We start from the raw sequence: 20,915 nt of genomic DNA, 5'->3' as shown, positions 1-20,915 counted from the left end.
CAGAACCGCTAAAACTCGCCTGTAAGGAGTGTTTTTGGCTGCCTATTTCTGCGTTGAATGAACTCACAAGGGAACAACCATTATGTCATCCATTCGCCTTGAATTAGTTTGCCAAAAAACACTCTGAGTAGATCAACTTCTTATACTGATTGGTATAAGGCCATTAACTCCGCGGTTTTACGCTGCATTAATTCAATATCGCCTCTGGACTCGACATTGAGTCTAACGAGCGGCTCGGTTTTAGAACATCGCAAGTTAAAGCGCCACAAGCCTTTGGTTGCAGAGGACTCTGACTCTAAGCCATCAGAACTGGGTAGGATCATGCTGAGCCCATCAGTTTCATCTATCTCTATCGCCACACTTTCATAATAACGACGTATTTTTTCTATGACCTCATCAGGGTTTTCAATCTTAGCGTTTATCTCCCCGGATGCTGGATAGGCATGTATACGCGCCGCAACAGCTTGGGAAAGGGTGAGCTTATTGTTCGATAATAGCTCGACAATTAACAGCCAAGGGATCATGCCTGAATTGCAATAGTTAAAATCGCGGAAATAATGATGAGCGCTCATCTCACCGCCATATACCGCACCATGCTGACGCATCAGCTGCTTGATGTAAGCATGGCCAGCGTTAGATTGACGTGCTTGGCCCGCGTTTTCGTTACAAATATCGATCGTGTTCCAGATGAGTCTTGGATCGTGAACGATTGTTGCGCCTTGCTCCTTACGCAAAAAAGCTTCAGCTAAGAGTCCGACGATGTAATAACCCTCGATAAATTGACCTTTTTCATCGAACAGAAAGCAGCGGTCAAAATCCCCATCCCATCCCATCCCATCCCATGCGATGCCCATGTCTGCGTGGTGTTCGAGTACTGCATCTGAAGTGGTTTGACGGTTTTGTACCAGTAGCGGATTCGGGATCCCATGAGGAAAGTGACCATCGGGTTGATGGTGTATCTTGATGAACTCGATGGGTACATGTCGTCTGAGTAACTCAGCTTCTATTTTATCAATCACGGGGCCAGCGGTGCCATTCCCTGCGTTGACGACGAGTCTAATGGGCGATGATTGCGTTGCTTTGAGTTGATGACAGTCAATATAACTCAGCATCTGTTGAATATATTCAGCCATCACGCTGATCTTTCGATAGCTCCCCTTAATCGCTGATTTTGACTTAAATACTTGAGATTCGGCAAGCTCTTGAATCGCGATGAGTCCATTTTCGCGGCTGATAGGTCGTGAGCCTGTGGTGACCATCTTCATGCCGTTATAGTCGATAGGGTTGTGGCTGGCGGTGATCTCAATGCCGCCATTGAGTTTTAGGTAAGAGGCGGCAAAGTAGATCTCTTCAGTCCCCGTCATGCCAAGGTCGAGCACATTGACGCCGCTATCCATCAAGCCCTGAGCTAATGCCTGTTTTAAACCCGCTGAGCTTAAGCGGCAATCGCCACCGATGACCACGGTATCCGCATTAATGACCTCTGCAAAAGCGCGGCCGATGCGATAAGCAATGGCATCATTTAGCTCATGGCCTAGCTTGCCACGGATATCGTAGCTTTTAAAACAGTTCAGTAAGCTCATTATGCTGCCTCTAGTCTCGACCATATTTGTCTTTAAAACGGACAATGTCGTCTTCACCTAAATAATCCCCTGATTGAATTTCAATGAGCTCTAATGGCTGCTTACCGGGGTTTTCAAGCGCATGGACTATGCCCACTGGGATATAGGTCGATTGGTTCTCATTGAGCAACAGCTCCTCGTCGCCTTTAGTGACTTTGGCTATGCCAGAGACCACAATCCAGTGCTCAGCTCTGTGGTGATGCATCTGCAATGAGAGCTTTTCTCCTGGATTAACCGAGATACGTTTAACTAAGAAACGCTCACCATTATCGAGTGCATCGTACTTCCCCCATGGGCGATAGACCTGCTTATGCTGTTTAAGCTCAGGGCGTTGCTCGACATCTAGTTGCTCAACAATCGCTTTAACGTGCTGAACCTCGGACTGCTTAGCAATTGAGATGGCGTCTTTGGTTTCAACCACCACCATATTCTCAAGCCCTAGGGTCGTGACGAGTTTGTCTTGGGCGTAGATATAACTATTTTTGGTGCGATGGGCAATGACATCGCCGCGCATCGCATTGCCCTGAGCGTCTTTATTTGAGGCTTCCCATAGCGCAGACCAAGTGCCGACATCGCTCCAGCCACAATCCATGGGTACCACTATGGCCTTGTCGTTTGGTGACACGGTATTACACAAGGGCTCCATGACGGCATAATCGATAGATTCAGCGGGGCAATCGATGAAAGCTTGCTTATCAATGCGGGTAAAGTCGAGATCCATAAGAGGGCTAGCTAACGCTTGCTCGCAAGCGGTATAAATATCGGGTCTGTGTCGATGTAGTTCGGCTAAATAGACGCTGGCCTTGAACATGAAAATACCGCTATTCCAATAATACTCACCACTTTCAAGATAAGCCTGCGCAGTATCGATATCGGGTTTCTCAACAAACTTATCGATAATAAACCCAGCAGATGATGCTTCAAGATCAGTTGCTTGAGCGAATGCATGACCTCGTTTGATGTAACCGTAACCCGCTTGCGGCGAGGTGGGCACTATACCAAAAGTGACAAGCTTGCCAGCTTGTGCAAAGTCATTGGCTGACTGGACAGTTTGGCAGAAACTGGCCTCATCTCTAATCACATGATCGGCAGCAAGCACCAGCAAGACAGGATCCTGTCCATTCTTTATGGCATGAAAAGCGGCAAGAGCGATAGCCGGTGCGGTATTTCGACTCACTGGTTCCAGCATAATACCGCTATGGGGCAGCTGATTGGCCCTGAGCTGCTCAGCAACTGCAAACCTATGTTCTTCATTACAAAGCACCATAGGTGGCTGATGCGCTATGCCAGCCAATCGCTGCATCGTTGTTTGTAGCATCGAATGATCGCCATCCAGCGTCAGAAACTGTTTTGGAAAGCATTGACGAGACAGAGGCCATAAGCGAGTCCCACTGCCTCCGGCTATGATGATGGGTAATATCAATTTATCATTCAATTTTTGCAGGCTTGTCGGCTGGCCGTTCATAGTTATCGATAGGCATTCAAGGTTGATGTAGATAATACCATTAACCTCTGTTTTACCTATAGGGCAGGAGGTAAATAGTAAAGTTGGCTAACTTCGAATGAAGGTTGATGGCATTTTCTGATTCGTTTCATTTGGTGTTGGATTGTGATGTTGTACTTTGTTTTGCACTTCTCCGTGATCGAAATAGCCTTCGAATGAAGATTGTTTACATTTTCTGGTTTGGCTTTCGGCTGAGTTGGTATTGAGCTGGACTGTTGAAGGTTGTACTTTCATTGTTATCTATCGCCTCCAGCGTGGTATGTGCACTATTTCTTAGAGAAGGTTCTGCGAACCGCCGCAAGCACGTCTGACCTCCAAGGATGGAGGAAATGCAGAAAAATGTCAGGAACATTTTCTGCCATGTTTTGGAAGCTCGCAGTCGCATCTACACCTGTCCATCGTTCTCTTCGATTTGGGCTTACTTGGTAGCATTTTGTAAATCTTTTCTGCCCCTAAGTTTGTTGGCGATAGAGATTTAGCTATCTTATGTTACGCGGATATAGCCTTATATTTTCTCATCTATTACGCTCTAAATGCTAATTAGCTACGACCCCTTTGTTTATTACCTATAGGGCAGGAGGTAAATAGTAAAGTTGGCTAACCTTCGAATGAAGATTGATGGCATTTTCTGATTCGATTCATTTGGTGTTGGATTGTGATGTTGTACTTTGTTTTGCTAAAAGACAAAAGCTTGTTCTCACCACGGAGTGCTGCGCTTCACGGAGTACACGGAGGTAAAGATGGAGGTAAATCTACTTTGAACAGGATTACATTTTTTGATTTAGTTTTAGGCTTATTTTGGTATTAGGTGAGTAGTGAAATCTTGTATCTCCATTGCTGCTTATCGCCTCCAGCGGGTGCCGTGTATGAATGCACTAATGTCATGATGGCAGGATGTCAAAGAACGACGTATGTGCAGCTACTTCTGCGAACTGCCGCAAGCACGTCTGACCTCCAAGGATGGAGGAAATACCTAGAAATGGAGGGAACATTTCCGACCATGTTTTGGAAGCTAGCAGTAGCATCTACAGCTGCTGATTTACAAGAAGGTTATCTCTTCGATTTAAATATTAGCTAATTCGTTACGACCCCTTTGTTGAAATTGAATTCAGAGGCTTGTTAAAGTCTATAGAGTATGTAATTGTATACATATCAAACAGTAATGTTTGATGTTAAATGCTATGAATCAGTAGCGTACAGTTATTTTTTAAAGGATTTCAAAGGAATGAAACAAATATCATTTATAATGCTCTCGGTTTTTTTATGTGGCGTGGCACTTTCTAGTAGTGTCAAAAGCGAAACTCTAAAGGTGTGTAATAGTTGTGAGTCAAGTTCGAACTTTTATGTGAAAGCTAGGTCATTCGCTATTGGAGAGGCTGATAAAACAAATGAAGGTTTTAAGGGCTATATTACAGTTGGGAATGCTAAGTCTGGTAAAGTATACAGATGGTACATATCAGCTTCATGGTTAATGAGTGGAGGGGATGAACCTGACTTAGTCATAAGGTCTAATACAATAAATGTAGGAGCAGAAACAGCACAAATTTTTCTTGAACTATCCAATACAGGGCTTATGAGACAGGCTCGCAGTGGTTATGATATTCCTGCTTCATCAGGGTTAGCTTCAGCTTGGGATGTAGCTAGAGAAACGGGGAATCATCATCTTTTTGACAATTATGTTCATGATAATTATCCTGTGACATATTGGAGTAACGAAGTAGCTAATATTGTTGGTGAGTTCTCACTTTCTTTTTTAGTAGGAATAGAAATTCAATTGAATTTCGATGATGGTACGTCAATTAGAGTTATTATGGCTCCTATAAATACTGGTGATGTTGTTTTGAAGTATGTTCCCGGTTCATCAACATATACTAAAAGTGGCACTAATATTCCGGATAAAGGTCAACCACTTGAAGGCACTTACCACTTTTCCGATGCTAATAATTTACAATCATTCCTAAATAAATTGAGTGATAAAGGAGTTCCATTTACAGTGATTAGAGGCGCTGGTGGTACAGGAAAAGTTACCATTAATCCCGTATCCCCAAAATAGGAATTCAATTATGCTTGATCAAGTTCGAAATGGAGAGGTTAATTTACTAACTATTATTATTCCACTTTATATGGTAATTGTGGCTGTTCTTTGTTTAGTACTAGCTTCAAAAAAAACAAAAAACAAAACAATTGCATTTATATTAGGGTTAATTCCGGGGCTCAATATTTATTTTTTGGTTTATTATTTATTAGCTAAAACCAATAAAATAAAATAATAGAGAATGGTAATTAATATTTTTTAAGTTTAAAAACTTAACCTTTTAGTGATAAAGATAAATTAGGCCACCCTTAATCAATTACTCAATTACTCAATTACTCAATTACTCAATTACTCAATTTTCATCCTCCTACTAAGCTTTATTTATCGGTTGCAGTAGGAGGTGTTTATGCCCCGCCCTGTAGGATCCCCTCATAATTCAGCTCCCCAGCAACCATGAAGCCTTGATAAATCTGATAATTGCCTCATCGCTTCTTGGAAGTCTCTACCAGTCATTCTGTAATATTGCCTTCGCCTCAGTAACTCTTTTCCCATCCTTACTATGGATAGCACACTGCGTGTTTTCACTGTGTTAGCCTGAAACTGTCGGTATAACTTATTTGCCACACCAAAAAGTCCAACCCACCAAAATGCGAGCTGAACAAGCAAGGCTATTAGTAGCAAGATATCCATCCTAGCTGCACTTCTTGTGCGGCTATGGCGTAAACTGAACCCATAGGCTGGGCTTTTTAAGTCTCGAAATGTTTCTTCTATCTGCATACGCTTGCGATAGAGATTGACCAGCTTCTTAGGGGGCATTGCTTCCATCGTTAGGTTTGTCAACAGTGCCCATGGTTCTTTGGCTGTTCGTTCATAGGTCCATTGGGCCGTGTGATGACAATCTGTTGTGGTTCTTCTTTGTCCTTTGCGCCCTTTAGCGCGCTCTTTAAATAGTACCAGCTCGCATAATACCAATCAGTAATGAGTTGTGATCTAATAGATACACCACAAACCACCAGTATCCCTCTTTGAAAAATTACACAGCAGAAGAGCTCTTGGCTCTATCTAGAGCTGAAAAGGAACCCCGTAAAAGGATCCGATTGTTGGCAGTGTCTCTATTTTTAGAAGGACACCGCCGGAATGAAGTCGCCAATAGACTTAAAGTTGCCCGGGGCAGTGTTAATACATGGGTAGCAAAATATCTTGCTCATGGCCTTAAAGGCTTGGATGCTAAAAAGAATAAAGGTAGAGATAGCTATCTTACAACACGGCAAAAGCAACAACTTAACACCTATATCGAATCAAATAGCATGAAAAACTCTGGTGGCAGACTGACAGGCGATGACATCCGAAAATATATTCAGTACTATTTCGATGTTGATTATCACCCTAACGCTATTTATAAACTATTAACTCAGCTCAACTTTAGCTGGATAACCAGCCGTTCCAAGCACCCCAAACAGTCACCTGAAGCCCAAACGGCTTTTAAAAAAGTTCCAACTGGAAACGATCCTTAACATCCCAGGTAGCGTAGCACTTGAACAGGTCGATATTTGGTTTCAGGATGAGGCTTGCTTTGGGCAACAAAACACAACGACACGTTTGTGGGCGAGAAAAGGGACGCGTCCTAGGGCGGTGCGTCAGCAACAATTTGAATATGTTCATTTCTTTGGCGCTGTTTGCCCGCAAACAGGAGAGACTGAAGCGTTAATTACGCCATACCTAAGTAAGGATATTATGTGTCAACATCTATCACTGATATCCCAAAGAACAAAGCCTGGTAGACACGCGGTTGTTGTTATGGATGGTGCAGGCTGGCACACCGATGATATCGCGGATGAATTTAACAATTTGAGTATCATCAAGTTACCCCCGTACTCGCCAGAGCTAAATCCGATAGAACAAGTATGGAGCTGGTTAAGATAGCATCATCTTGCTAATCGCAGTTTCAAAGGTTATGAGAATATAGTGGATGCTTGTTCGATTGCTTGGAATTACTTTATCAGTGACTCAAAGAGGGTGATGTCATTATGCCGAAGAGACTGGGCAATTATGACTAAGTGTTAAGATGGACCGGTATAACAACGGCTTTTTAACCGATAGCGCAACCCGACCTACATGCTTGGCTCGGCTTGAAGCTGACGGGTATAGCTCTTTTAATGATATTTGACGGCCATTGGGGTGTGGCTGATAAACACTTAACCCTCTAGCGCGTCCTAGCCAATACCAGCCGAGCTTTTCAGCCTATCTAAACCAAGGGTTTCTATATCCAGCATCAGTTACGATGAGCGGAGTCACTGACTTGGGAATGACTCTACTCAACTCATGCAAAAACTGGTTATGAGCCTGCTGCGTACCTTGAAGAGCGAGTGGGAATGTTAGCTCATAGAGAGTGATTGAGCGTCCTTTGAGTGCAATTGAGGCTCTAAGCGCGATAAGCTCTCGCCCCTCTTTCATATTAGATCAATCAACTAACACAACAGGCATAGTGTTATTGAAAATCAACCACTTGGCGTACCATTGGTAGACGGCAATCCTTTCCCCGTGCAGGTGATGATTCCCAAGTAACCTATCCATACGTTTAATCGAGTGTTTAGTGTGTTGTGCTGTTATTGATAAATCGCCCTAATGAAGTCAGGGTCAGCTCATCTGAATCGACGAGTGCTTGGCAAGCTAGCATGAGAGAGTTGAGACGCTTTAGGTGAATTTCAGGACAGTGTTCATACAGAAATTGATGTAGGATAGACAGCACTTACACCTTGAGCTCCTGAGTTTGATGTTTGTTCGCACCTTCATCAGATCATACTCAAGGTGTAAGTTCACCCTATTTAGTTAATTTATTAGAAAATCATCGGGGGATTCGTCAGCGTCGAGCTTACAGGGATTGTGCTTGCGGCGTGTCATAGGAGTGTTTACACATAAAGCGTGCCGCAGGCTATAGATTAAAAATAAGTTATGGTATCCAGCAAACCAACCAAATACCAAAACCGCCAAATGAACCCAACCTAAAGATATTTGAAACTTGTTATCCGACAAGTTAACTAAGGTTTGTTATCTGACAAGTCCCTAATCTCTACTCTTACTGTGCCCTTGAGATCTATGCTGCGCTCTCTGTTGTGAGCCTTGCTGAGAACGTTGCGCAGATTGCCTGACCTGACTGACCTGTCTGGGCTGCTGGCTTCTCACTTGTTGTGTACTTTCTCGTTGTTGCTTGTGCATGCTCCGTTGAGCTTGTTGGCTCTTGGGTAGATGGACATTCCTTTGTGGCTGATGACTCTTCATGTCCCGTTGCTGATGGATTTTGATATCACGTTGCTGGTCGCGATAACTGTCAGTCCTTTTTACGCTAATTCTTTCTGGTTTATGGCTAGGTTTAGCTGGCTTATGGCTATTGTGAAGCTTGTTAGCAAACTTTTGCTCTCTGTGCTGCGATACTTGCTTGTTGTAATGCTTGAGCTTCTTGTCTTGGTTTGCGTAGTGTTTAGTGCTCTGTAAGCCATTATGTGCAAGCGAACTTCTCTCCGAATGACGCAGCAGCTTACTGTGCGCGACACTAGGTCTATGGCTGTTATAGCGTTGCTTCACATGGGTACTGCGATACGCAACTCCACGTCTGTGTTGAGGCTTGTGATGCCATTTTTGAGAACCGTGACTGGTGACAATACGACCTCTGTGACGGTAGTGGTGTGAGCGGTGATGATCGATAACGACGACTCTGTGGTTGCTCCAGTGAAAGGCGCTGAAAAAGAAGTTAAAGCTGATTTGAACGCCACTGTTCCAGTAAAATTGACCGTTGGGACGACCGACATAATAGGGATAGGGTGCCCAGTAGACTGGCGGATAGTTATACCAGTGCCAATTTCCATATACTGTACGTGGATCATAATAAGGCACATAGACAATCTCTTTTTGTACTGGCTCAATCACTATCCGGTTGTTAACTCGGGTGACTGACATGTTTTCCATCTCAGACAGACTATCAGCCTCGTCGGCTTGGGCTCTGAGTGACTGAATACTGGCGAGCAATTTTGCTTCATCTTGAAGGAAGGCATCGCCGAGATCTTGGGTCCAGCTTAGATCGCTGCTGAGTTTTTCTAACACATTGGGAAAGGCGAGCAGTGCTGTGACACTGGGATCCCAATCCTTCTTTTCTGCTTTCTCCATTAATTGGGCTGTGGGGAGCAGTGTATTTTTACTGTGTAATCGTTCAGCCTGTATCAGCTCTATAGGGTAAGTGGCTGCGATCAAGATATGAGTCAATAGACTATCAGGATACAAAGCTATGGGTGCCAGCATCTGCTCAAGCTCTGCTTCACTGAATGGCGTTAGCTCCTCAATTTCTTGTGTACTGGCAGCATTGGCTAGCGGTATTGTGCTTGTGATAAGTACAACCAGACTGCTAATAAGCGCGGTAAGTATCGAGCGATTAATCCGTAGTATGAGCGATTTCATAAGCTCTCCTGATCCGTTTTATGACGTTAAAGTCATTATAAAGAACTGAAGATGAACATAAGCTGAAGGGGTAAAAGTCGACTCTATGGCTTGTTGTACAGCCTTGATTTGGCTTTTTTATAGCGTCTTGAGCTAACCTTTCTGGTTAAAGATGATCAAAAATTTAGCACCACCTAAGGATTCAGACCGCGAGATAACGAGTTGGCCAGTATAACTATCGAGTAGATCCCGCACGATAGCAAGGCCTATGCCGTGTCCTTGTTCATAGGAATCTGCGCGGGTGCCGCGCTCAAATATTTTACTTTCCTGTTCTGCAGTCACGCCTAAGCCGTCATCCTCAATGCTGATGTTTAATGCCAGCTTTGAGATGCTAACTGTCAGTAAAACTTGCGACTTGGCAGCTTTGCAGGCGTTATCCAGCAGATTACCCAAGATCTCGGTTAAGTCGGCTTCATCGCCGCGGAAGATAGCATCAGAATCGACATCTGCTCTGATTTGGCGTTGTGGATCGCGATAGATTTTACCTAAGGTGCGGATCAATTTTTCGGATATTGGTGCGATTTTAACACCAAGATGCCAGGAGGAACCCGCCGCCGATTGTGCGCGTTTTAGCTGGTGGCCTATGATGCGATTAATGGTCGATACCTGCTCGATTGATGAGCTGTCGAGTCCTTTTTGGCTCTGAATAACAGCCAATGGTGTTTTGAGGCTGTGGGCAAGATCGGACAGGGCATTACGATATCGTTTACGTTGATTTTGTTCGGTAATAAGCAAGGTATTGAGTTGATAAGCAACGGATTGCAGTTCGCTTGGATAGTCAGTGCTCAGTTGCATTGCTTTGCCATTTTCAACATCTTGCAGCTCTTGCTTAAATTTGGCTAAAGGCTTTAACGTCCATAACAGCCAAGCAAGCTGCGCTATACCTAATAAAGCCATCAGTACTAAGAGCCAGCTCCATAACTGTCGATTAAATTGATCTATCTGTTTTTGAAAGTCAGCTTGATCTTTAATGATGTGCATCGTGATAGGGAAAGCGCCATCTTCCTGTTCGAAACTGACGCTGAGGCTATAGATGATATGAGGTTTGTCATCTAAGGTTATCTCACTAAAATCTCGTTGGCCTATTGACGGTTGAGGCAGTTTATTTGGCTCGCTAAAACCTAAAAAAGAGTCTGAGTGCCAAAGTAACTCTCCTCCATCTTCACCCTTTGTCGTGTTTGAAGTATTCGCGAATGGAGTTGAGATGAGTGCATAGAGGCCGGATTGAATCACGTTAAACTGGTTTTCAAGTAAAAGCTCTGGCATCTGCAGTTGGTTATTATCGACCTCAGTGACCGCTAAAACAGAATAGAGATAGGCGCTCAATTCGTTTTTGGCTGCGGTTTTTACCTGTTGCTTAAAGGCGTCATTGAGAGTGAAGCCTATCAAGGGCATTAATATTAAAATCAGCAACAGGGCACTGATAACAAGTCGGACTTTAAGGGAGTTGAATAGGGAGAACCAGCGTGACTTGCTCACCTGTTTATTATTCATGGCTGTCTTTTATTGGCGTTAAAGGAGCCAGACGGTAACCTTGTCCGCGGTGGGTTTCGATGAGTCCGTATTGGTTATCGGGATCGAGCTTCTTTCTTAATCGTCTGATGAAGACCTCAATCACGTTGGAGTCGAGATCAAAGTCTTGATCGTAAATGTGTTCGGTGAGCACTGTTTTGGATTTTACTTCACCGGGGTGGAGCATAAAATACTCAAATAGTTTGTATTCTGAACCACTCAGAGTGATCAGTTGCTCGTTTTTTTTGACCTCTAAACTACTGGTATTAATGCTGAAAGGCCCATTGTGGATCAAAGGACTAGCTTTACCTGCAGAGCGTCGGATCAATGCCTTGAGTCTGGCAACTAACTCTTGTGGATGGAACGGCTTTGTTAGGTAATCATCGGCGCCAGCGTCGAGTCCTTCAACCTTATCTTGCCAACTATCTCGAGCAGTTAAAATCAAGATGGGGAAATCTATCTCTTTCTCTCTCAGTGTGGTGATAAGGGCTATACCGTCGAGTTTAGGCAGTCCGACATCTATGATGGCGGCATCGTAGCGATATTCACAGCCTTGAAATAGGCCAATCTCTCCATCACTGGCGACATCAACCGTATAGTTAGCGTCGATTAGGTGCTGTTTCAGGTTTGTTTGAAGCTCTATATCATCTTCGACTAACAGTATTCTCATCGGTTGGTCCTCTCGCTGTATTATCGCGTTATCGTATTCGCCCTGAGCTTAATTCCTGCGCACGCTGCCAGTTTGGGCATCGACAGAGACATAAAACACTACGCCTTGGTTGGAGAGCATTTTTATCCTATAACCTGAATGACCATTGACTTGACTCGATTGAGCCTTGAGTACTTTACCTTGGTATTGGCGTCTTACTAATTGAATGGCATGATCGCGGCTTTTTACTTTGAGTTGACGACTAACTTGTTTGGACGATTGTTCTGCCATGGTGCTCATTGCTGTAGAGACCAAGTAGACACTTGATGCTTGCCCGGTAAATGAGACCAGAGAGCTTAAGATTAATGTCGTTGTCAGTAGCAAGATAGAGCCTAACTTCATTCAGTGTGCCCGCCTTTAGAGAGTGAAATTAATCTAGTTAATCTAGATAGTGTAAAAGATCCCACTCTATTTAGAAACTCCCTAAACCTGTTTATCAATGCTTGTTCATTAGCGGTGGCTAATTAAATTATCAGGTTAATGTTACTAACTTCAGATGAACGTAAGCTGAATGCCATCATCAGGCTAACCTCATCAATTGATTGTTTTTTAACGTTCAGCTTCTGTTCACATTAAATCGTCTTTAATGGCCGTAACAATTCATGATTTGGATGAGGCTTAAGATATGAAACAGTTAACACAAGCGTTAGTGAACGGGAATATAAGCAAAAAACTGTGGAGCTTAAGCTTCATGGCTGTAAGCTTGATGGTTGCGGGACAAGTGAGTAGTTCAGAGTTTGATGCCGCAGGCTTTACTTCAATTAAGGTACATAACTCTATTGGACGAGAGTTGAATACCGTTGGGAATATGCCAGTAGTATCGGGTCGTATTGGCTCGGTAGCTGAACTGGGTGCACAGCGTTTAAATCAACTTCATTCAACAACAGGCATTAAGTCGGTGAATAGGCTTAAAACCCGTGAGGAGGTGATCAATGCCCATAAAAAGGGTTTTATTCCGGCTAAGTATAAGCTTCAAAAGGTAAAAGGTAATTCACAGTCAGATGTCCCTTCAGCTTTTGCCAACCCTATTTATAATGAATTTGCTATCTATGAAGCCAGTAGTCGTCTATTTGAAGATAATGACTATGATGGTTTCTATCAAACCTTTAGCGTCACCTTTGATGCCGATGTGTACGGTTACTATCCCAACCAGCCCGCAGAAGTTTACGCGGAGATGTACCTGAGCCGTGATGGTGGTCCTTGGGTGCATTACTACACCACCGACATATTTACTGTCGTGGGGGATTCAACTGAAGATGATTTTGAAGTGTTAACTACACTCAATTCGGGCTATCCGGCAGATTATTATGATGTATTGATTGACCTGTATGAGGTGGGTTACACCGATATTGTGGCTACGGTTAACTCTGATGACTTTGCTAGTTTATATGCATTACCACTTGAGAGTAGTGATAGGGATTATATTGATAATGGCAATAGCAGCAGCGAGGGTCATGGTGGAGGGTCTATGTCATTCATTGCATTACTTGGTTTAGGACTCTTTGTAAGGTTTAGGGCTACCAGCAAGGTTGAGAAGGCCATCGATCAATCACTAAGCCGATGAAACACTAACTCAACTGTTGCCAGCTTGTTATTAAATCAGTTTCTGATAGGCTAACACAAGAGGTTGTTATCGATGATAGAGTGATGAAAAATAGAGACTAATAATAATTTAGGGGGGTGAATATGAATAAATTACTCTTAACAGGAGGAGTGCTTTTTACACTGTTTCAAGCCACATCAGTCAGTGCCGCCCCAGATATTCAAGGCTACTATATTGGTGGAATGGGTGGTTATAGTGAGCTTGATTTAGGCTATTTTAAGGAGTCTGCAACCAGTTATGGAGGTTATGCTGGTTACAGTTTTGGTAAAGATCTGGCGGTTGAAAGCACGTTTTTTACCACCGCTAATTTAGCGGATGAGGGAGATATTAAAGCAAGAACGGCGACCTTCGCAGTAAAATTGAATCATTTTTTCAGTCCTGTTTACTCTATGTTTATTAAGGTAGGTGTTGCAACTACTGAGGTTTCTGCTGCAAATGATGACTACTCAGCATCAGGTTGGATGTGGGGGGCAGGTTTTAATATGGCCATAACCGATAGCGTTAATATTCGTCTTGGTTATGAAACTATATTAACGGAGCTTGCCCATGATACCTCTGATAATGTGCTTGATTCTGATCTCTCAAATGTTTACCTAGGCATCAATTATCAATTCTAATTCGGTTTTTAAATAAACAAAACTAGAGCCTCTGTGCTAGCTTAGTCTTAGTCGATAAAACCACTACTTAAAATAAGAAGATACCTGATGAGACTAACAAAAACCTCCCTCGGCCTTGTACTTTCTTTTGCGTTAACAGCTAGTTTCTCTTCAGTTTGTTATGGACAAGCGGAGGGTCTGAATCATTCTGTAGCACAAGCGATGCCTAAATTGGAGAAGCTGTATCTTCATCTGCATCAAAATCCAGAACTTTCATATCATGAGCAGGCCACATCTGCGCATATGGCAAAGGAGTTATCGACGCTGGGTTTTGAGGTGACAAACAATTTCGGTGGCCATGGTGTGGTGGGGATCTTCTATAATGGCGAGGGTCCTGTGGTGATGATCCGTGCCGATATTGACGGATTGCCGATTATCGAAGAGACTGGTAAACCCTATGCATCGACCGTTAAAACCACTGATGCAATGGGTAAAACCATTGGGGTCATGCATGGCTGTGGTCATGATATTCATATGACCAGCCTGATTGGCACCGCTGAGCAGTTGGTTCAGCAAAAAGCGAATTGGAAAGGTACCTTGATGATAGTCGCCCAACCAGCTGAAGAGGTCGGTGGTGGTGCTAAGGCTATGCTCAAGCAAGGGTTGTTTAAGCAATTTCCTACACCAGATAAGATCTTAGGTTTACATGTAAGTGCCTCAATACCGGCGGGGAAAGTCGGTATCGTTTCCGGTTATGCATTGGCAAACGTAGATTCGGTGGATATCACGATTAAAGGCAAGGGAGGTCACGGTGCTTATCCACATTTAACTATCGATCCTGTGGTACTCGCTGCGCGAACAGTACTAGCGCTGCAAACCATATCGAGCCGTGAGATCTCGCCACTTGAACCCAATGTGGTCACCGTGGGCTCAATTCATGGTGGTTCTAAGCACAATATTATCTCCAATGATGTCAAGCTACAGCTCACCCTACGCTCATATAACCCAGAGGTGCGTTTACAACAGATCGCGGCAATTAAGCGATTAACTAAGGGGATTGCTATCAGTGCGGGATTACCTGAGGAGTTGATGCCCGTTGTTTATGTTCATGAAGATGAAACTGTTCCTTCAACTTACAATAATCCTGAGTTGACGGCCAAGGTGAGAGCCAGTATTGAGTCTGAACTTGGGGAGACTAATGTGGTTACTGCAGCACCTGTTATGGCGGGAGAAGATTTTGGTCTCTATGGACGGACAGCTGATGGGCTACCCATTACCCTATTTTGGTTAGGCGCTGTAGAACCTACAAAGTATAAAGCCAGTTTGATATCGGGAGAGAGTCTTGCTTCACTGCATTCAAGTAAGTTTGCTCCTGATTATCCACTCACTATCAGCACTGGAGTGCGGGCGATGACAACGAGTGCCATGGACTTGTTTAACGGGGAATAATCCTTACCTTGGCTAGAGGGTATTAAATACCCATTGAATCCTGGATTTCAAAGAGCTTAGGTGTAGCCTTGTACCTCTTGTTTTATATGAGGTACAAGCGATTTTGAAAGTGAAGTGGCATAGTTAATTTGGCCACCTAGTTAGAGGTTGATATCATAGCCTCATTATTATTTAGGTGATCGTATGACTAAGCGCTTAAAACGTAACTTTACTCCCGAATTCAGATTAGAAGCTGCACTACTGGTTGTTGAACAAAACTATTCAGTTGCAGAAGCTGCTAACGCTATGGAAGTCGGTAAATCAACAATGGATAAGTGGGTTCGTCAACTCAAAGATGAACGGAATGGCGGAAAACCGAAAGCGACCCCATTGACGCCTGAACTGTTAAAAATAAGGGAGTTAGAACGAAAAATAATTAGGATGGAAAGAGAGAACGACATCCTAAAAAAGGCTACTGCTCTCTTGGTGTCAGACTCTCTCAAAGATTTGTAATTGTTGAGAATATCAAGCAGAGCTATCCAGTTAAAGAGGTGTGTGATGTGCTTGGGATTCATCGAAGTAGTTATCGTTATTGGCATTCAAAATCTAAGCAAGTAAGCTTGAGTGATATTAAACTTCAGAGTGAGGTGAAAATAGCACATAAGGAAAGTGGCGGCTCAGCTGGCGCAAGAACTATTTCAAGCATATTAGCTCAACGAGGAATATTACTAAGCCGCTACAAATCAGATAAGATGGTGAGAAAGCTAAATTTAGTAAGTTGTCAGGTAAAGGCTCATCGCTATAAGAAAGCAACAAATGAACACTTGGAAATCCCGAATACATTAAATAGACAATTTGCAGTAACAGAGCCTAACCAAGTCTGGTGTGGCGATGTCACTTACGTCTGGGCAGGAAACCAGTGGCTCTATCTTGCAGTCGTTATTGACTTGTTTTCTCGAAAAGTCATCGGCTGGGCCACCTCTAAACCGCCTGATACAGGGTTAACAGAGAAAGCTCTTTCAATGGCATTTGCTGTTAGGAAACAGCCGAAAGGCGTTATGTATCATTCAGATCAAGGCTGCCATTACACTAGCAAACAATTTAGGCAGCTATTGTGGCGATATCAGATAGAACAAAGCATGAGTCGGCGAGGTAACTGTTGGGATAATGCCCCAATGGAGCGATTTTTTAGAAGTTTTAAAACAGAATGGATGCCAAGGGCGGGTTACCCTTCATTTTATGATGGTAAGAAGGCAATAAGCCATTATATCGTGAGATATTATAATCAAGTCAGGCCACATCAGTATAACGGTGGGCTGACTCCAGTGGAGTCTGAACGGTTATTTCAGAATGATTCCAAGTCCGTGGCCAAAATTAGTTGACCACTTCAAGATAGCCCAAGACCAAGAGGGATGATATTTATAAGTTTTATCAGCTAACTCAGAACATAGTTCCCAGTCATCAAATTTACCTACATGCTCACTAGGTTGACCTAGAAAAACTGTGCAACCACTGGCGCTAAAAAGACACAAGCCTAAGATTAACTTCTTCATTTATATTCCATTAATTATTATGCTAGCTATTCCTTCTGACATTTTTGAAGGAGATATAAGGAGTATCATAGATAAATTTATCTCTCGGGCTTATTAGATTTAAGTAACACCGATAGACCTACTATTTATGTTTTGGTACTCAATAAAACCAATAAATGTCTAACGAAGTTAATGTTGCTTATTTGTTACTTTTGATTCAAGTGGAAGTGAGTAAAGAGAGTCACATTGATTTTGGGTATTCGATTGGCCTGCAATGAGTAATAGGCTTTAGCGGGTAAAATAGCTGAATAATATGGCAAGACCTTGGTTCATTTTCTCCGGCGTCATTCCAGCAAATCCTAAGCGAATATAACGATTTTGATCTTTTTCTTTATCGAGATGAAAACTTGATTCAGAAACTAAGTAGATATCATTTTCTAAACCAAAGTTCTCCAGATGTTTAGCGTTTTTTTTCACATCTACCCAGATAGCCATACCTCCAGCAGGGATCGTAAAGCTGATATCTAATTCTTGTTTCTGGTATTTTCTAAGCTCAGAGACTAAATTATCTCGTCTCTGCTGGTATATTTTAGTGGTTCGTCTTAGATGTCTTTCAAACGCACCGTCTCTCATCCAACGCCCGATGGCATCTTGCATTAATACATTGGGTTTATGGTTCATGACGCTTCGATAGTTGATGATGGCTGCGGCTAAAGACTTGTCCACTGCCATGTAACCAATACGGCAACCGGGAAACATGATTTTAGAGAAAGTAGAGATGTAGATAACCAGTCCTTTGGGGTCGTCGGCAGCTAAAGGTACTAATGGCTGGCTTGAATAATGAAACTCATGATCGTAATCATCTTCAATAATGGCGACATTATGCGTCGCTGCAAGTTGGTAAATTTTTATTCTTTCATGGATAGGTAAAGTCACCGTCGTAGGGTATTGATGCAAGGGTGTTAGATAGATCAGCGAAATATCATGGTCTTTAACTAACTGAGTTAGATGATCAATATCAATTCCTTTAGAGTGTTGTTTGATGGCGACTAATTCAGCTCCAGCGCTTTTAAAGGCGTTCCATGCTGGCCGGTAGCCTAAGGACTCAACTGCAACCTTAGCCCCGGGTTTTAATAAAACCTGAGAGATTAAATATAACGCCTCTTGTGAGCCATTGACTGTAATGATCTCTTTATCTGTGATTGAGCGTGCTCGACGCAAGTAGATTGCTACTTGAGAGATAAATTGGCTATTACCTCTGTTATTGCCATAGGACAAATCGGAAAGCTCAGGCCGAGTGAAGCTGTCATTCATAAAGGGCTTGAGTTCATGGAAGGGGAAGGCCGATATATCAGGATTTCCCCCTGCAAAGTTGTAGTGATACTCATGGGCTGGTTTAGTTTTCTTATCTTCAAAAATGCGAGGGTTTATCTGCCACTTAAATTTACTTTGTGCTGTGCCTTGCTTAGTTTTTGTATAGCGGCTGGACTCCACCGGAAATGACGGCACGACACGATAACCTTGACGTTCAATTGACTCTACCCATCCTTGTGCAATGAGTTCGTGATAAGCCGCCATAATGGTGTGGCGATTCGTCTGTAATTGCTCAGCAAGTTGACGGGCTGAAGGGAGTGCCTCCCTTGCTTTAACTTGCCCATGCTTTATGGCAGAATTTATAGCTCTCGCAATCTGCAAAAACTTAGGTTTGTTAGATGCATCTAAGGTGAGGCAAAGAGTTTTTATTTCTGGTATAGGCTGCATTTGAAATCTGGATGTTTAACTTATACCAGATGCTGCAAGAATAGCCTATATCAATCGAAATAGGAGAGCTCACTTGCAAACAACTACTGACTTTAATCCACAGCCAATTACACTTAATGCTAGGGATATCACGCTCAAACCTTTGGTTAGAAATGATTTCGAGGGCTTCTATCTTGCTGGTAACCATGAGCGATTGTGGAGATGGGTAGTTCCTAATCCTTGTGAAACCCATGAATCGACAAGGGCTTGGATTGATAAAGCACTGCGTGGGTTGCAACTTGGTGATCAAATTCCATTTGTGATCATTGATAATCTTAGTCAGAAGATAATAGGCAGTACCCGTTATTGTTCGATTAGGCGTGATGATAGAAACATTGAAATTGGGCATACGTTTATTATCCCTGATTTTCAACGTACCCATGTTAATACTCAGGCGAAATTCTTGTTGTTAAAACATGCTTTTGAGGTGTTGGGCGCCATTAGAGTTGAGATTAAAACCCATGAGAAAAATCAGCAATCTCGCAGTGCTATTTTGCGTATAGGGGCAAAGTTTGAAGGCGTATTACGCAATAATAGAATTTTGCCCGATGGGAATGTTAGAAGTACGGCTATTTTCAGTATTACTGAGCAGGAGTGGTTAAAAGTTAAGTCAGAGCTGCAAGTTAAAATGGAGAGAGTAGTAGGGGCTGTTAATGCACATACCTGAAACTATGAAGATGGGGAGCAATGAACTCATTCATCAGTTTATTGAAGAGTTTAGTTTTGGCATCTTAATAACGGAGCAACTAGAAGCAAACCATCTGCCCTTTATGCTAAAAAAATCAGAGGGTGAGTTAGGCACTCTTTATGGACATTTCTCCAGAGCAAACCGACATTTGGGAAAGCAAGATGCTTGTAATGTGATGATTATTCTTGAGGGACCGCATAGCTACATCTCTCCAACTTGGTATGCTTCGTTTCCTGCGGTGCCAACCTGGAACTATGTTGCTGTTCATCTTTATGGAGAGATGAGTTTTCTCTCTACAGATGAAACGATAATGACATTGGATGAGATGGTAGATAGGTATGAACCTGAACTATTGCTCAAACGCGAGCTCCTTACTGAAGAGTATCGGGATAAGTTAGCAAAGGGTATAGGGCTTGGCAGGAGTTAGAACAATGGATTATCAATATTAACAATTAAGTAGACAAGGTAGCTATTTAACTACCTTGTCTACTTAATATATTGATTATTTTACAAGTTCAGGTTTTATTTTTTCTTTAAACCATTTAGTTAATAATTTAGACTCATAAGGAAAAGGTTGGCTGGTAATTGGTTGTATACCAAATAAAAAACCCATATTTTGAATTTTCTCTGATCCGGACATAATAACTTTACCATCCTGACTTAATGTGTAATCGAAGTTGATTTTCGGTGGGTACAAATCAGATACTACACGAATGTCGTTAACGGATGCGCCAAATGTAGATTGAACATCTCCTGCTAAATCTACATTGGTAATGATGAGATCTAGCTGTTGATTTTCACCTAGGACCTTATTGACATCTCTACCTAGTTCGTCTGTTAGTTCTGTAAATAAATATTTATCAAACTTAGATTGTAGCCAAGTCGTTGATTCAATATCTGAATACTGATTAGGATCTTTCCATATTATAGATAACTTGCCATCATGAGTAAGAAAATTTACGATGGGTTCATTTTTTTCAGTTGAGGTACATCCAGTTAATATTGTCATAATAATGAAGGTAAGTAATGAAAGTGTATATCTCATATCGATTCCTTAGTGTTTGGTTATATTAAGAATAGTTGCATTTTAAATATTGCGTGGTCAAAAAAATAATAAGCAAATGAATATACAGTTTTATACACATTCTTAATGGGAAACAAGCTTTATTAGCCGCTAAGGTGGAGTGGTATTTAGCTTGTTGATAGTAAATAGCTTCAACATACTGATTAAAATAAGTTTAATGGCTTCGTTTGATTGTTTAAAAGGCAATTAATACTTTATGACGATGTAAACATTGGGATGAACAGCTTCAGTCCTTGCATTTGTTGATAGTGGTTATAATGGTTGCTATATTATCATCATAATAAAGTGCTTAATTGATACTGTTTTTGGTTATT

The 20,915-nt window shown here is 42.4% G+C and carries 16 protein-coding genes and 3 pseudogenes; 9 read left to right on the top strand and 10 right to left on the bottom strand.

Features of this window, described 5'->3' with window-relative positions:
• Nucleotides 1-140 precede the first annotated feature (140 nt).
• Nucleotides 141-1,583: a phosphomannomutase CpsG gene (locus HWQ47_RS19305; protein ID WP_269967663.1), complete on the bottom strand. Its 1,443-nt coding sequence runs from the start codon at nucleotides 1,581-1,583 to the stop codon at nucleotides 141-143.
• A 10-nt stretch (nucleotides 1,584-1,593) separates the two neighbouring features.
• A complete protein-coding gene (locus HWQ47_RS19300) occupies nucleotides 1,594-3,045 on the bottom strand; it encodes a mannose-1-phosphate guanylyltransferase/mannose-6-phosphate isomerase (protein ID WP_269971796.1) in 1,452 nt (483 codons plus the stop codon).
• 1,306 nt (nucleotides 3,046-4,351) lie between these two features.
• Here HWQ47_RS19300 and HWQ47_RS19295 point away from each other — a divergent pair.
• On the top strand, nucleotides 4,352-5,179 hold the full coding sequence (locus HWQ47_RS19295) for a hypothetical protein (protein ID WP_269967662.1): 828 nt from the start codon (nucleotides 4,352-4,354) through the stop codon (nucleotides 5,177-5,179).
• 10 nt (nucleotides 5,180-5,189) lie between these two features.
• Nucleotides 5,190-5,396 carry a hypothetical protein gene (locus tag HWQ47_RS19290; protein ID WP_269967661.1) on the top strand — a complete coding sequence of 69 codons (207 nt, stop codon included), beginning with the start codon at nucleotides 5,190-5,192 and terminating at the stop codon, nucleotides 5,394-5,396.
• Nucleotides 5,397-5,590: 194 nt separating this feature from the next.
• Here HWQ47_RS19290 and HWQ47_RS19285 read toward each other — a convergent pair.
• A pseudogene (locus HWQ47_RS19285) lies at nucleotides 5,591-6,130 on the bottom strand (IS4 family transposase); the annotation flags it as partial.
• A 56-nt stretch (nucleotides 6,131-6,186) separates the two neighbouring features.
• On the opposite strand from HWQ47_RS19285, the pseudogene HWQ47_RS19280 reads away from it, so the two are divergent.
• Nucleotides 6,187-7,225: pseudogene (locus HWQ47_RS19280) on the top strand (IS630 family transposase).
• Here HWQ47_RS19280 and HWQ47_RS19275 read toward each other — a convergent pair.
• The 5 genes and pseudogenes from HWQ47_RS19275 to HWQ47_RS19255 form a co-directional block, all read right to left on the bottom strand.
• Nucleotides 7,223-7,910: pseudogene (locus HWQ47_RS19275) on the bottom strand (IS4 family transposase); the annotation flags it as partial. The pseudogenes HWQ47_RS19280 and HWQ47_RS19275 overlap by 3 nt on opposite strands.
• 314 nt (nucleotides 7,911-8,224) lie before the next feature.
• Complete coding sequence (locus HWQ47_RS19270; protein ID WP_269967660.1) at nucleotides 8,225-9,610, bottom strand: DUF3300 domain-containing protein; 1,386 nt, start codon at nucleotides 9,608-9,610, stop codon at nucleotides 8,225-8,227.
• A gap of 132 nt (nucleotides 9,611-9,742) precedes the next feature.
• On the bottom strand, nucleotides 9,743-11,143 hold the full coding sequence (locus HWQ47_RS19265) for an ATP-binding protein (RefSeq protein WP_269967659.1): 1,401 nt from the start codon (nucleotides 11,141-11,143) through the stop codon (nucleotides 9,743-9,745).
• Nucleotides 11,136-11,831 (bottom strand): response regulator transcription factor, encoded by a 696-nt coding sequence (locus HWQ47_RS19260; RefSeq protein WP_269967658.1) that lies wholly within the window; start codon nucleotides 11,829-11,831, stop codon nucleotides 11,136-11,138. The genes HWQ47_RS19265 and HWQ47_RS19260 overlap by 8 nt, the downstream gene beginning before the upstream one ends.
• Nucleotides 11,832-11,879: 48 nt before the next feature.
• A complete protein-coding gene (locus tag HWQ47_RS19255) occupies nucleotides 11,880-12,212 on the bottom strand; it encodes a PepSY domain-containing protein (protein WP_269967657.1) in 333 nt (110 codons plus the stop codon).
• A gap of 283 nt (nucleotides 12,213-12,495) precedes the next feature.
• Between HWQ47_RS19255 and HWQ47_RS19250 the strand changes: the two genes are divergently transcribed.
• From HWQ47_RS19250 to HWQ47_RS19235, 4 genes are all read left to right on the top strand, one after another.
• A complete protein-coding gene (locus tag HWQ47_RS19250; RefSeq protein ID WP_269967656.1) occupies nucleotides 12,496-13,434 on the top strand; it encodes a choice-of-anchor H family protein in 939 nt (312 codons plus the stop codon).
• Nucleotides 13,435-13,556: 122 nt separating this feature from the next.
• A complete protein-coding gene (locus tag HWQ47_RS19245; protein ID WP_269967655.1) occupies nucleotides 13,557-14,090 on the top strand; it encodes an outer membrane protein in 534 nt (177 codons plus the stop codon).
• An 87-nt stretch (nucleotides 14,091-14,177) separates the two neighbouring features.
• Nucleotides 14,178-15,518, top strand: coding sequence for a M20 metallopeptidase family protein (locus HWQ47_RS19240; RefSeq protein WP_269967654.1), 1,341 nt, complete (start codon nucleotides 14,178-14,180; stop codon nucleotides 15,516-15,518).
• Nucleotides 15,519-15,701: 183 nt separating this feature from the next.
• Nucleotides 15,702-16,879, top strand: a protein-coding gene (locus HWQ47_RS19235) for an IS3 family transposase (protein ID WP_269967653.1) whose coding sequence is annotated in 2 segments (ribosomal slippage) — nucleotides 15,702-15,969 and nucleotides 15,969-16,879 — 1,179 coding nt in all. Because the reading frame shifts where the segments join, the coding sequence is not laid out codon by codon here.
• Nucleotides 16,880-17,317: 438 nt separating this feature from the next.
• On the opposite strand, the gene pdxR is transcribed toward HWQ47_RS19235, so the two are convergent.
• Nucleotides 17,318-18,790, bottom strand: a complete 1,473-nt coding sequence (gene pdxR / locus HWQ47_RS19230; protein WP_269967652.1) for a MocR-like pyridoxine biosynthesis transcription factor PdxR — start codon at nucleotides 18,788-18,790, stop codon at nucleotides 17,318-17,320.
• A 73-nt stretch (nucleotides 18,791-18,863) separates the two neighbouring features.
• Here pdxR and HWQ47_RS19225 point away from each other — a divergent pair, with 73 nt between their 5' ends.
• Nucleotides 18,864-19,496, top strand: coding sequence for a GNAT family N-acetyltransferase (locus HWQ47_RS19225; RefSeq protein WP_269967651.1), 633 nt, complete (start codon nucleotides 18,864-18,866; stop codon nucleotides 19,494-19,496).
• Complete coding sequence (locus HWQ47_RS19220) at nucleotides 19,483-19,944, top strand: FMN-binding negative transcriptional regulator (protein WP_269967650.1); 462 nt, start codon at nucleotides 19,483-19,485, stop codon at nucleotides 19,942-19,944. The genes HWQ47_RS19225 and HWQ47_RS19220 overlap by 14 nt, the downstream gene beginning before the upstream one ends.
• Before the next feature lie 75 nt (nucleotides 19,945-20,019).
• Here HWQ47_RS19220 and HWQ47_RS19215 read toward each other — a convergent pair whose 3' ends face one another.
• A complete protein-coding gene (locus HWQ47_RS19215) occupies nucleotides 20,020-20,562 on the bottom strand; it encodes a DUF3016 domain-containing protein (RefSeq protein ID WP_269967649.1) in 543 nt (180 codons plus the stop codon).
• Between the last annotated feature and the right edge of the window lie 353 nt (nucleotides 20,563-20,915).

It is taken from the genome of Shewanella sp. MTB7, from assembly GCF_027571385.1.
Lineage (GTDB): Bacteria > Pseudomonadota > Gammaproteobacteria > Enterobacterales > Shewanellaceae > Shewanella.
This window is presented reverse-complemented; position numbering and strand designations above follow the sequence as displayed.

Coding starts and splice junctions, on each gene's coding strand:
- HWQ47_RS19305 (WP_269967663.1), bottom strand. CDS start 1,583: ATGAGCTTACTGAACTGTTTTAAAAGCTACGATATCCGTGGCAAGCTA.
- HWQ47_RS19295 (WP_269967662.1), top strand. CDS start 4,352: ATGAAACAAATATCATTTATAATGCTCTCGGTTTTTTTATGTGGCGTG.
- HWQ47_RS19290 (WP_269967661.1), top strand. CDS start 5,190: ATGCTTGATCAAGTTCGAAATGGAGAGGTTAATTTACTAACTATTATT.
- HWQ47_RS19270 (WP_269967660.1), bottom strand. CDS start 9,610: ATGAAATCGCTCATACTACGGATTAATCGCTCGATACTTACCGCGCTT.
- HWQ47_RS19265 (WP_269967659.1), bottom strand. CDS start 11,143: ATGAATAATAAACAGGTGAGCAAGTCACGCTGGTTCTCCCTATTCAAC.
- HWQ47_RS19260 (WP_269967658.1), bottom strand. CDS start 11,831: ATGAGAATACTGTTAGTCGAAGATGATATAGAGCTTCAAACAAACCTG.
- HWQ47_RS19255 (WP_269967657.1), bottom strand. CDS start 12,212: ATGAAGTTAGGCTCTATCTTGCTACTGACAACGACATTAATCTTAAGC.
- HWQ47_RS19250 (WP_269967656.1), top strand. CDS start 12,496: ATGAAACAGTTAACACAAGCGTTAGTGAACGGGAATATAAGCAAAAAA.
- HWQ47_RS19245 (WP_269967655.1), top strand. CDS start 13,557: ATGAATAAATTACTCTTAACAGGAGGAGTGCTTTTTACACTGTTTCAA.
- HWQ47_RS19240 (WP_269967654.1), top strand. CDS start 14,178: ATGAGACTAACAAAAACCTCCCTCGGCCTTGTACTTTCTTTTGCGTTA.
- pdxR (WP_269967652.1), bottom strand. CDS start 18,790: ATGCAGCCTATACCAGAAATAAAAACTCTTTGCCTCACCTTAGATGCA.
- HWQ47_RS19220 (WP_269967650.1), top strand. CDS start 19,483: ATGCACATACCTGAAACTATGAAGATGGGGAGCAATGAACTCATTCAT.
- HWQ47_RS19215 (WP_269967649.1), bottom strand. CDS start 20,562: ATGAGATATACACTTTCATTACTTACCTTCATTATTATGACAATATTA.